The sequence below is a fragment of the Streptomyces sp. NPDC059499 genome, from assembly GCF_042749285.1.
Lineage (GTDB): Bacteria > Actinomycetota > Actinomycetes > Streptomycetales > Streptomycetaceae > Streptomyces.
This window is the reverse complement of the sequence record NZ_JBHYTT010000012.1, coordinates 110,971-123,263: the sequence shown is the minus strand read 5'-3', so window position 1 is coordinate 123,263 and position 12,293 is coordinate 110,971. Positions and strand designations below refer to the sequence as shown.

The window sequence follows — 12,293 nt, the reverse complement described above, 5'->3', positions numbered from 1 at the left end:
GTCCAGACGCACCGTCGCGGACAAAATCCGCATGATGCCCGCGTCGATAGGTGCGCGCAGGTCAGGGCGGCGCTCGTGGAGGCGGACCGTGTCGATCCTGGGCAGGGTTACATGCCTGCCGTCCGGCTCTCCAGCACCATCGCCCGAACGTGGTGCGGATAGGTCTCTGCGTGCTCCGCCCCGAGCAACGTGCTGTACGAGCTGCCGTGGAAAGTCAGTTCGGCCTCGCCGAGAGCGACCCGCAGGGTGTCCAGGTCCTGGACCGTCTGGAGGGTGTCGAGGTGGTCGAACACCGGGCCGGTACGTGCCCGGCAGTCCGCCCGGAGCCGCTTGTTGTACGCCAAGGTGGCGTCGAAGTCCGCTTGGCCGCCAGTTGCGGTGACGGTCGCCAGGCGAGCAGATCGCCTGAGCAGGTCACCGGGTTGCTCCGGCCCACACCACGCGGGTCGAAACTGACGATTTCGCACCTGCGGCGGACCTCGGGACTGAACCGGCTGATTCCGGTCATCACCCGCTCCACACCGGAGTCGCCCGGACCCCCTGGGCCGAACACCGTCGAGCCGAGGCGCGTACCGGGGCCGGTGGCCTGGCGGCGGGCCACGGCCAGGCCGAGTTTCGGCCCGTCCGGATGGGCCCAGTCGACCGGCACCGTGAGGGTGGCACACACGGTGCTCAGGTTGTCCGAAGCGTGGCACGGAGCCCACCGCAGAGCTCCGGCGGTCACCGACGCCGCGGACACGACGGGTGTGGCGGCCGTGAAACCGGTGCCGACGGCAAAAGCGGTGCACAAGACCACGGCCGTGCTTCGCAGGGCGACGCGCCGTAGCGATGGACCTGCTTCTGAACAGCATGAATTGTTCTCCTGACGAGACTGGGAGTGGGAGACGCGCTCATGAATGTGCGAGTCCGGCCGGGAATGCCACAGCAGGGCCAGGTGCACTGACGGCCGCCCGGTGCCGTTGTCAGAAGCCGTTTCGGGGCGGGCCAGGGTCGAACCAAGGGCGAACCGTCCTTCGTGCCCCCGTCCCGGTGGCTCCGATCGGTCTCGCGATGGCTGAGCTGCCGGCGCGTCATGGTCGAAGGTCATGAGCAACGACAGTGCCCCCAGCCCGCCCGCCGCGGTGAACCCGCCAAGAGGCCGGAATTCGTTTGGCGGAACATGCCGACCATTGCTACGTTTCCGGAGGCCGTGCGAGAGAACGAGGAGGTGGTACCCGTGAACGCAGTATCGACATGGGTGCTCCCCTCCGGGGCCACGGTCGGGCGATAGGTCGTCCGGGAGCGCCGTTCCAGAGCACTCCCGAAAGGCACGACCATGCATTTCACTTCAGAAAAGCGCCTCGACGACGGCGTCCTCGAACGCGAATTCACCCTCGGCGAGATCCCCGGCGTCCTGTGGACGCCCGCATCCGCATCCGCACCGGCGCCACTCATCCTGCTCGGCCATCCCCCGCTCGGGCTGCACAGGATGTACCCCCGGCTGGCGGGGCGGGCCCGGCAGGCGGCGGCGGATGGCTTCGCCGCCGCCACCATCGAGCTCCCCGGAAGCGGTGACCGGCCTCGTTGGGCCGCCGCCGAACAGGCCCGCGTCGACCTGCGCCGGGCTTTGGACGCCGGTGAGCCGGTCACCGACGAAATCGTCGACGCCCTCATCCTCCCGCTCGTCGAAAAGGCGGTCCCGGAATGGCAGGCCGCCCTGGACGCCCTCCTGGCGCTGCCCGAGATCGGCGGGCCGGTCGGGTACTCGGGGGGAGTGATTTCCATCGGCATCCGGCTTGCGGTGGTCGAGCCCCGCATCGTGGCCGCCGGCTTCTACGCCGGGAGCTTCGTGCCTCGCGCCATGTTCGAGGAGGCCCGCCGGGTCACCGTTCCGCTGCACGTCCTGCTGCAGTGGGACGACGAAGGGAACGACCGGCAGGCGGCCTTGGACCTGTTCGACGCCTTCGGCTCCAGGGAGAAGACGCTGCACGCCAACATGGGCGGGCACACCGGCGTCCCGCAGTTCGCGGCGGACGACGCGGCCCGGTTCTTCGCGCGGCACTTGAAGTGAGGCCGGGTCGTCGGGCCACCGGCCGACAGTAGGCCGTGTCGGCAAGGATGCGACGGCAGGTCCCGGCACTCCTCCGCTGTTCATGCCGCGGGTCCCCGGCCAACTCGGCAGGGGCCCGCGGCATCCCGAGCCGTGAAACTCCGCGACCGCCGGGCCGGCCGCGGCACGTGCCGAAAGCCGGCCCACGCCAGGATTGCAGAGCAGTGTCGGTGCTGGATGGCAGCATCGGACGCATGACGCATACACCAGCGTTCGACTGGCGGCCGTTCCTGCTCAGATGGAGTGGGGAGTGGTCGGATTCCCTGCCCGATGCCGGGACGCGGAATGAGAAGGACGAAGCCGCTCGGCAGGCTCGCTGGCTGGGTTTCCCACCTGCGGCCGAGGCACGGATCGCAGCCATGGAGGAGCGCCTCGGCCGCCGCATGCCCCCGACCTACCGGGAGTTCCTGAAGGTCAGCGACGGCTGGCAGCACGCCGGAGGGTTCGTCCGACTGCTGGCGGGGGCAACGGACGCCCGCTGGCACAACAACGAGTCGGGGCTCGCCGACATGTTCGAGGAGTACTTGGACGAGGATGCCGAGCCCGCCGAACGGCAGGACGCGGACATCTGGCGGCGCGGCCTGCAGCTCGAAGTGGAGTCCGACTCCACCTACGTCCTGTTGGACCCCGAGGACGTGGGCGAGGACGGCGAGTGGGCCGTGTACACGTGGGCGAGCTGGCGGGCCGAGTCGCCTGCGCGGTACGCGAACTTCGTCGAGTTCATGCAGGACATGTACCGGGAGTTCCACAGCCTGCGGGCACGCAGGGCCGACGGGGAACCGGAGTTCGCCAACGAGACGACCAGAGGGCTGGACGCGCGAGTGGAGTCCGCCCGACTGGAGGCGCTGCGCGGCGACTGGGAACAGGCCGAGCACACGCTGGACGAGGCGAAGGGGTACAGCAGGCCACGGGCCGCAGGGCTGGGTGACCAGATTCGCCGTCTGCTCGGACAGACCTACATGGTGTACTTCGAGGGTGTGGTGACCGACCCGCTGTATGCGCCCGAGATGTTGCCGGCGCTGGTTGTCGAGCATGCGGCCCACTCGTACAGGGACGACTCCACCCTGATGTTCCACTTGCGGGGTGCGGATGACGACGTGGTGTCGCTGGCCCGTACGACGCTGGAGCAGGTGCGTAACGGCACGTACCGGTACACGGCGACCGGACCGTTCGGGGGAGCGGTCGAGCGGGCGCGGGAGCTGGCGCGGTGGGGCGACACCGACAGGGCGTGGCGGACGCTGCTCGACGCCCTGCCGGTCTGGCAGCCGCTGGGTCCCGACCACCTTGCGCCGCTGGGGTGGGTGGCCGACCCCTTGCTCGGACCCCTGCTGACCCCGGAACGGGGGCGCGAGCTGCTGTCCACGCCCAGGGGCGGACAGGGGGGTGAGGCACCGACCCGGCCGGTCGGCCTCGACCCGGACGGCCTCGCGTGGCTCGCGCATCCGGACGCCCACGACAACCTCACGTCCTACCGGTTCGTCCTGGTCGAGGATGTGAAGCCGGAGCACCTGCCCGGGCGGCTCGCGGACGCGAACGAGGCAGCGCTGGACGACCCCATGACCTGCGACGAGGCGCGCCGCCGAATGCGCGGCGGACAGGGGGAGTTCTCGTCCTACGACGACAAGGCCCTCGTTGCCGTCGGCCGGGCCGGTGCCCGTTGGAGCTTCGCCTTCGACAGTGCCCCCGCGCACTTCAATCCGCAGCGGTTCGTCTCCCCGGCCGCGGCCGCCAGCGGGGGTACCCGCGCGGTGGTCGTGTGGAGCGGTCTGAGGACCTGGCGCGGCGAACCGTTCTTCCACCTCTCCGTGGGGCGGAACGGCGTCGAGGAGTACGCCTTCACGTACGCGGACGGAGAGACACGGCGAACCGGACCGATAGCACCGGCTCTGGATCCGGACCGGTTCTTCGGCTCCCAGGAGGAGGCCATCGAGGTGGAACGGTCGTTGCTGGAGGCCGTGACCGGGGAGTTCGGTGTTCACCTGCCGCGCCACGCGATCACGCAGGGACGGCTGCACACGTTCACCACCCGCTCATGGACGCGACCGCCGGGAGACGGGGAGACGTACGCCGTGATCAGCATGAACTGGGGTGACGCACCCTGACGGGCAACGCACCGGTACCTCTCGCCGGAACTGACGATGGTTCGGCTTGGCGATGGTCCTGAGGATCCTCGGGCACGCAAGGGCGGGCCTGCGCCGAGACGCGGCCCGCCGTCGATGCGTGAGGAGGGTCGGGCGCGGTGGCGAGCAGGATGCCATGTTGGTCGAGGTACGCGGACACAACACCCGATGCCGACACTCCCGCCTTGGACACCGTCAACCCGTCTGCTCAGACGGGAAGTTTGGTGATGCCGAGGGCGAAGTCCAAGTTTCCCACCCCGTGGTTGGCGAGGCCCACCGTGACCACGCCCGCTCCTTCCAGCCAGTGCGCCATCTTCAGGCTGCCGACGTCCAGCGGGCGCAACCCGAGGCTCTCGATGAACGCCTCCACACTTGCCTTGGCCTGTGCATCGTCGCCGGCGATGAAGACGTCGGGCCGACCCTTCTCCAGGACATGACGGAAGACGGTGTTGAACGCCTTCACCACGCTGGCGTCGGCCGGGGCCGCCTTGGCGACTTCCTGCGCGATGGAGGTCTCCTCGCGATGGGCCAGCCCGTCGAACGCGGAGTTGAAGGGATTGCTGATGTCGACGATGACCTTGCCCGCGAGGGCGTCTCCGTACTGGGCGATGACCGGCACGACGCCGTCGTGCAACAGGGCCACGACGACGATGTCCCCGGCCGGGGCGGTGCCCCATTCTCCCGTCGTGGCGCCGCCGAGAGCCTTGGCCAAGTCGGCGGCCTTGGACTGATCGCGGCCCATGATCTCGACGGTGTTGCCGCCCGCTATCGCCCGCGCGCCGATGGTGCGGGCCATGTTCCCGGTGCCGATGATGCTGATGCTGCTCATGAGGTGTCCTGCCCTGGTTGTGGTTGTGGTTGTTGGGTTCAGAGGGCGGTGGTGCCGCCGTCCGCGACGAGCTCCATGCCGTTGACGTAGCTGGAGTCGTCGGAGGCGAGGAAGAGGGCGGCGGTGGCGATTTCGTCGGGGCGGCCCATCTGGCCGCGGGGGATGAGGGACTCGAACTGGCGCTTGGTGGCCTCGTCGAAGAGTTCTCCCTGCTTGGCGGTGGCGACCTGGCCGGGGGTCAGGACGTTGACGCGGATGCGGCGGTCCTTGAGCTCGTTGAGCCAGACGCGGGCCCACGCCTGCTGGACGGCCTTGCTGCCGGCGTAGACGCTCCAGCCGGGGAAGGCGCCGAGGGAGGCGTTGGAGCCGGTCATGAGGATGGAGCCGCCGTCGTTGAAGAGCGGGAGGGCTTTTTGGACGGTGAACAGGGTGCCGCGGGCGTTGAGGTGGAACGCGGCGTCGAAGTGGGCCTCGGTGATCTCCCCGAGCGGGGCGGGCGCGCCCCCGCCTGCGCTGGCCCACAGCACGTCGAGGCTGCCCTTCTCCCGCTTGACGGTGTCGTACAGGCGGTCCAGGTCGTCCAGGTCGGCGGCGTCGCCCTGGACACCGGTGACGTTGCGGCCGATCTGCTTCACGGCCTCGTCCAGGGCGTCCTGGCGGCGGCCGGTGATGAAGACATGTGCTCCCTCGTCGACGAACAGCTTCGCGCCGGCCAGGGCCATGCCGGTGGTGCCGCCGGTGATGACCGCGACCTTGCCGTCGAGCTTTCCCATGGTCATTCCTTTGGGTCGGTGGTGCCGTGTGCAGCTGGGGCCGACGGCTTTAAGTACACCGCCTGGTGTGCTTAACGTACGGGGCGGACAGCCGGGACGCAAACTATGTACACCGGTCGTTACCTAGCTGCGGTACGCTGGGCCCATGACGGAGTTGGAGAAGGGCCCCACGGGCCGCCGCCGCGGCCGGGGCGCCCGCGAGCGCATCCTCGGCGCGTCCCAGCAGCTGTTCCGCGAGCAGGGCATCAACCGCACCGGCATGGACCAGCTCTGTGCGGCGGCCGAGGTGTCCAAGCGCACGGCCTACCAGCACTTCGCCGGCAAGGACGAACTCGTCGCCGAGTACCTGCGCCGGTTCGACCCCTCCGTTCTCTCCGGCGTGTTCGACCGCACCGACCTCACGCCCCGCGAACGGCTCCTCGCCGCCTTCGACGTCCCCCCCACCACCCCGCTGTGCCCCTACATCGCCGCCGCCGTCGAACTCCACAACCCCCAGCACCCCGCATCCCAGTACGCGCGCGACTACAAGAAGGCCGTCGCCGCGCGCCTCGCCGACACCGCCCGCGAAGCCGGCGCCGCCGACCCTGAACAGCTCGGCGAGCAGCTCGCGCTGCTCATCGACGGCGCCGCGGCCCGCACCCGGGTCCTCGACGCCGACGCCTTCCCCACCGCCGCCGCCATCGCCGCCGTCCTCATCGACAACGCCATCCCCGCCACGGCCGGCGATGACCGGCGACGGGACGAAGTGCCGCGTTGACTCGGCACTCTGCGGCCGGGCCGGACACGCGGCTGCCCCCGCTGGTACGCGACGCCAGCCGCCCGGCACCTGGCCCGGACCTGCCGGCTTTGCGGAACCGGCCGCCCGCCTGCTGATGGCCGCAGCAGAAGCCGCCGGGGAGACCGGCGACCCGCGAGGCCCCCGGCATGGTCGGCCTGGCAGCGGACGCTGTGTACATGGCGGTCCGGTACCGGTTGAGCCAGGGATATTGCGCTGCGGCGAGCCTGCGGGAGGTTGAGCGGATGCCTCGGCTTCTGCGCGCCAGTGGCCGGCCGCATGAAGCCGGACCGGGAGGAATCCGCCCTGCCGGTGCGTCCCCTCGTACTCCTCTCCCGCCGTGAGTGGGAGGTCCTCCACCGGGCTGCCGGGAACGGCGGCGTCGGGAGTTCCAGGTGATCGGCGCTCGACGAACGCAGTTGAGGGGCTCGGCCGGCATCCAGAGCGGGTGTTGCGTGCCGTTGCATCGCTCATGCACCCCACCTCGGTGACGGTCGTGAGATGGAAGCGAACGGAGCACGGCGTGCGTCCGTCGGACGTCGGTGCACTACGGGCTTGCCGGGCTCAGCGGGAGGAATTTCGAACGCTGAAGTGGGCGGCGGGAACAAGACGGACGGGATCCAAGGATCTCTCCTCGGAAGGGCGATGGGGTAAGGCACCCGGACAACGCCGCTGATCACAGGGCTGATACGGGATGGGCCGGGCGCCTGTGCGTTCGCATGTTCGACACGAGAGGTAGTGGCTACGTGCGGTCCGCCTGAGGGCCAGGCCCTGCCCGTTCGATTCGCTCGTCAGTTCCTGAACCGCTCGACGTGTTCCCGTGGTTGAAGGGCCACGAGATGGCTTGATCTGCCCGCGCCGTCGTACCGACGGGTTGCGGTGCGGGATGCCGACCCTCGTGGCGGGGGTCGTTGTCATCCGTGACGCAGCTGCCCCGAACGTCCCGGTGGCCGCCCGCGCGGCGCGCGGATGGAGTAAGTGGCCCGTCTTAATAAAAGGCAAAAGAAAAGCCGCGTCAGGGTTCTTGACCTCGCAGGCGGGTCGCGGGAAGGTTCCGGAGAGCGCTCTCCCTCCGGTTAGTTTTCTTCAAGGAGCACCCTGATGCCCGCAGTTGGCATACATCCCGTAGCGGCACCGCCGCCCAGAACTGCCCGTAAAGGGCTCGTCGGCGCAGTGGTCACTGCGCTGGCCGCGGCTCTGCTCGCTCTGACACCCGCCACGGAGGCCGACGCGGCGCCCGTGCTGTTGTCCCAGGGCAGACAGGCGACAGCATCCAGCCAGGAGCACTACGGCACGCCGGCCGGCAGCGCCGTCGACGGGGATCCCGGCACCCGCTGGTCGAGCGCCGCTTCCGACCCCCAGTGGCTGAGCGTCGACCTCGGCGCCCCCGCCGCCCTCGACCGGGTCGAACTGAGCTGGGAGGCCGCGTACGCGAAGACGTACCGCATCGAGGTGTCCTCCAACGGCACCGACTGGTCGACCGCCTACTCCACGACCACCGGAGCCGGCGGCACCGAGACGGTGGACGTCTCGGGGACCGCGCGTTTCGTCCGCATGCTCGGAACGGCACGCGCCACCGGATACGGCTACTCCCTCTGGGAGTTCAAGGTCTTCGGCAGCACCGACGGTGGTACGGGACCAGTCATTCCCGGCGGGGGAGACCTCGGCCCGAACGTCCACGTCTTCGACCCGTCCACGCCCGGCATCCAGGCCAAGCTGGACCAGGTCTTCAGCGAGCAGGAGTCCGCTCAGTTCGGCAGTGGCCGGCATGCCTTCTTCTTCAAGCCGGGCACGTACGACAACATCAACGCCCAGATCGGCTTCTACACCCAGATCGCGGGTCTCGGCCTGAAGCCCGACGACACCACGTTCAACGGTGATGTGACCGTGGACGCCGGCTGGTTCAACGGCAACGCCACCCAGAACTTCTGGCGTTCGGCCGAGAACCTCGCCCTCAACCCGGTCAGCGGCACCAACCGTTGGGCCGTCTCCCAGGCGGCCTCGTTCCGCCGGATGCACGTGAAGGGCGACCTGAACCTCGCCCCGAACGGATACGGCTGGGCCAGCGGCGGCTACATCGCCGACAGCAAGATCGACGGCCAGGTCGGCCCGTACTCCCAGCAGCAGTGGTACACCCGCGACAGCACCATCGGCGGCTGGACCAACGGCGTGTGGAACATGACCTTCTCGGGCGTCGAAGGCGCTCCCGCCAACAGCTTCCCCGAGCCCCGGTACACCACGCTGGAGACGACCCCGAGCTCGCGTGAGAAGCCCTTCCTCTACCTGGACGGCAACGAGTTCAAGGTCTTCGCACCGGCCAAGCGGACCAACGCGCGCGGCACCACCTGGGCCAACGGCACCCCGCAGGGGACGTCCATCCCGCTCAGCAAGTTCTACGTCGTCAAGCCCGGCGCGACCGCCGCGACGATCAACGCCGCTCTTGAGCAGGGACTCAACCTGCTCTTCACCCCCGGCATTTACCACGTCGACCGGACCATCAACGTGAACCGGGCCGACACCGTCGTCCTGGGTCTCGGGCTCGCCACCATCATCCCCGACAACGGTGTGACCGCCATGAAGGTCGCCGACGTCGACGGGGTGAAGCTCGCCGGCTTCCTCATAGACGCCGGACCGGTCAACTCGCCGACCCTGCTGGAGATCGGCGGACAGGGTGCCTCCGCCGATCACGCCGCCAACCCCACCACTGTCCAGGACGTCTACGTCCGCGTCGGTGGTGCCGGCCCCGGCAAGGCGACGACCAGCATCCTCGTCAACAGCGACGACGTGATCATCGACCACACCTGGGTGTGGCGTGCCGACCACGGAGAGGGCGTGGGCTGGGAGACCAACCGCGCCGACTACGGCGTACGGGTCAACGGCGACGACGTCCTGGCGACCGGCCTGTTCGTCGAGCACTTCAACAAGTACGACGTCGAGTGGTACGGGGAGAGGGGCAAGACGATCTTCTACCAGAACGAGAAGGCGTACGACGCGCCCAACCAGGCCGCCATCCAGAACGGCGACACCAAGGGCTACGCCGCCTACCGGGTCGACGACTCCGTGAACACCCACGAGGGCTGGGGCATGGGGAGCTACTCCAATTACAACGTCGACCCGACGATCCGCCAGGACCACGGCTTCAAGGCCCCTGTGAAGCCCGGCGTCAGGTTCCACAGCCTGCTGGTGGTGTCCCTGGGCGGCAACGGCCACTACAACCACGTCATCAACGACACCGGATCGCCCACCTCGGGCACCTCGACGGTCCCGTCGACGGTGGTGTCCTACCCCTGATGGCCCCTCGGTCCGCCCCGGTCCACCGGAGCGGACCGGACACAACGCCCTCCGGGCCGGGGTCCGTCCCCGCGACCCGGCCCGGAGGGGCGCACGGACACGCGCCGGCAGCCAGCTGTCCCGCCCCGCCGAACGGACGGGCGGTCCTCCCCGATCTCCGGGTGGCTCAGGGATCTTCGTACGCACGTCCCGCCACCCGGAACCCCCGACCTGTCAGGAGTCGATGTGCCCAAACTCTTCTCACACCCGACGCCGGCACGCCGCCGCGTCGGCGTGCCCCTCGTAGCCCTCGGCGCGCTGCTCGCGTCGTCGCTCACCCTCACCGCCTCTCCGCCCGCCCAGGCCGCCGAGACCTTGCTGTCCCAGGGCAGACCCGCCACGGCCTCGTCCCAGGAGGGCGAGGCGTACGGGGCGTCCGCAGCGGTGGACGGCAACCTCACGGGGACCCGCTGGGCCAGCCAATGGAGCGACCCCCAGTGGATCCAGGTCGACCTCGGCAGCAAGCAGGACCTGAGCCGAGTCGTACTCACCTGGGAAGCGGCGCACGCCAAGAACTACGAACTCCAGGCCTCCGACAACGGCACCGACTGGCGCGCCCTCAAGACGGTCACCGGAAGTGACGGCGGAACCGACGACGTAGCCGTCTCCGGTTCCGGCCGCTACGTCCGGATGCTCGGTACCGCTCGCACCGGTGGCTACGGCTACTCGCTGTGGGAGTTCCAGGTCTACGGCAACGGCGACGGTCCGCCGCCCGCCACCGGGGGCGCGGTCGCGGTGACCGGCTCGCAGGGCAACTGGCAGCTCACCGTCGGCGGCAAGCCCTACCAGGTCAAGGGGCTCACCTGGGGGCCGTCCGTCGCCGACGCGGCCCGCTACATGCCCGACCTGAAGTCGATGGGCGTCAACACCATCCGAACCTGGGGCACCGACGGGACCAGCAAGCCCCTGCTCGACGAGGCGGCCGCCAACGGTATCCGCGTCGTCAGCGGCTTCTGGCTCCAGCCGGGCGGTGGTCCAGGAAGCGGCGGCTGCGTCAACTACGTCACCGACACCGCGTACAAGAGCAACTCGCTCACCGAGTTCGCCAAGTGGGTCGAGGCGTACAAGAGCCACCCCGGCGTCCTGATGTGGAACGTCGGCAACGAATCGGTACTCGGCCTCCAGAACTGTTACAGCGGCACCGAGCTGGAGAACCAGCGCAACGCCTACACCTCCTTCGTCAACGACGTCGCCAAGAAGATCCACTCCATCGACAAGGACCACCCGGTCACCTCCACCGACGCGTGGACGGGCGCCTGGCCCTACTACAAGCGCAACGCCCCTGACCTCGACCTCTACTCGATGAACTCCTACGGCGACATCTGCGGCGTCCGCGGCGCCTGGGAGCAGGGCGGCTACACCAAGCCCTACATCATCACCGAGGGCGGACCGGCCGGCGAGTGGGAGGTCCCGGACGACGCCAACGGCGTCCCCGACGAGCCCACCGACGTACAGAAGGCCGACGGTTACACCAAGGCGTGGGGCTGCGTCACCGGACATCAGGGAGTGGCGCTCGGTGCCACGCTGTTCCACTACGGGCTGGAGCACGACTTCGGCGGCGTCTGGTTCAACCTGGTGCCCGACGGCCTAAAGCGCCTGTCGTACTACGCGGTGAAGAAGGCCTACGCCGGATCGACGAGCGGTGACAACACGCCGCCCGTCATCACCGGCATGGGCGTCGCCCAGGCATCCGCCGCCCCGGCGGGCAAGGAGTTCACCGTCCGTGCGGACGTACGGGATCCGGATGGCGACCCCGTGACGTACAAGATCTTCCTCAGCGGCAACTACGCCAGCGGCGACAAGCGGCTCGTCGAGGCTCAGTGGCGGTCCACCGGAAACGGCACGTTCGCCGTCACCGCGCCGGAGAAGCTCGGCGTGTGGAAGGTGTACATCCAGGCCGAGGACGGCCGCGGCAACGCCGGGATCGACACGAAGTCGGTCAAGGTCGTCGCACCCCCCGTCGACGGCACCAACGTCGCGTTGCACAAGACCACCACCGCCTCCTCCTCCCAGGCCTCCTACGGCGACTGCCCGTGCCCGGCCTCCCTCGCGACGGACGGGAAGACGGAGACACGCTGGGCCAGCGACTGGAGCGATCCCCAGTGGATCCAGGTCGATCTCGGGGCTCCGACCGCGTTCCGCAAGATCCAGCTGGTCTGGGACCCCGCCTATGCCAAGTCCTATGACGTGCAGGTCTCCGACGACGGCACCAACTGGCGCACGATCCACACGACCGCGGCGGGCAACGGGGACATCGACACGATCGACGCCCCCACCACCGCCCGGCACGTGCGTCTCCAGCTGAAGGCACGAGGCACGGAGTGGGGCTACTCGCTGCACGAGTTCGGCGTCTACAGCTGATCGCACCGCAGAGCGC

At 69.3% G+C, this 12,293-nt stretch carries 8 protein-coding genes; 5 read left to right on the top strand and 3 right to left on the bottom strand.

The window, feature by feature from the left end; all coding sequences use genetic code 11:
* Positions 1–107 precede the first annotated feature (107 nt).
* Positions 108–344, bottom strand: a complete 237-nt coding sequence (locus tag ACFW9O_RS25920) for a hypothetical protein (RefSeq protein ID WP_351173957.1) — start codon at positions 342–344, stop codon at positions 108–110.
* A 971-nt stretch (positions 345–1,315) separates the two neighbouring features.
* Between ACFW9O_RS25920 and ACFW9O_RS25915 the strand changes: the two genes are divergently transcribed.
* Both ACFW9O_RS25915 and ACFW9O_RS25910 read left to right on the top strand, forming a co-directional pair.
* Entirely contained in the window at positions 1,316–2,050 is a 735-nt protein-coding gene (locus tag ACFW9O_RS25915) for an alpha/beta hydrolase (protein WP_384612529.1), read from the top strand.
* Between the two features lie 233 nt (positions 2,051–2,283).
* A complete protein-coding gene (locus tag ACFW9O_RS25910; RefSeq protein WP_384612527.1) occupies positions 2,284–4,191 on the top strand; it encodes an SMI1/KNR4 family protein in 1,908 nt (635 codons plus the stop codon).
* Positions 4,192–4,417: 226 nt separating this feature from the next.
* Here the strand turns inward: ACFW9O_RS25910 and ACFW9O_RS25905 are convergent, their stop codons facing one another.
* Together ACFW9O_RS25905 and ACFW9O_RS25900 are read right to left on the bottom strand one after the other, a co-directional pair.
* Complete coding sequence (locus tag ACFW9O_RS25905) at positions 4,418–5,038, bottom strand: NADPH-dependent F420 reductase (protein ID WP_384612525.1); 621 nt, start codon at positions 5,036–5,038, stop codon at positions 4,418–4,420.
* A gap of 38 nt (positions 5,039–5,076) precedes the next feature.
* Positions 5,077–5,811, bottom strand: coding sequence for an SDR family NAD(P)-dependent oxidoreductase (locus ACFW9O_RS25900; protein WP_384612523.1), 735 nt, complete (start codon positions 5,809–5,811; stop codon positions 5,077–5,079).
* A 145-nt stretch (positions 5,812–5,956) separates the two neighbouring features.
* Here ACFW9O_RS25900 and ACFW9O_RS25895 point away from each other — a divergent pair, with 145 nt between their 5' ends.
* The 3 genes from ACFW9O_RS25895 to ACFW9O_RS25885 all read left to right on the top strand — a co-directional run bounded on the left by ACFW9O_RS25895 (position 5,957) and on the right by ACFW9O_RS25885 (position 12,277).
* Positions 5,957–6,568 carry a TetR/AcrR family transcriptional regulator gene (locus tag ACFW9O_RS25895; protein ID WP_384612521.1) on the top strand — a complete coding sequence of 204 codons (612 nt, stop codon included), beginning with the start codon at positions 5,957–5,959 and terminating at the stop codon, positions 6,566–6,568.
* A 1,119-nt stretch (positions 6,569–7,687) separates the two neighbouring features.
* Positions 7,688–9,877, top strand: coding sequence for a discoidin domain-containing protein (locus ACFW9O_RS25890; protein WP_384612520.1), 2,190 nt, complete (start codon positions 7,688–7,690; stop codon positions 9,875–9,877).
* Between the two features lie 225 nt (positions 9,878–10,102).
* Entirely contained in the window at positions 10,103–12,277 is a 2,175-nt protein-coding gene (locus ACFW9O_RS25885) for a discoidin domain-containing protein (protein ID WP_384612518.1), read from the top strand.
* Positions 12,278–12,293: the final 16 nt, after the last annotated feature.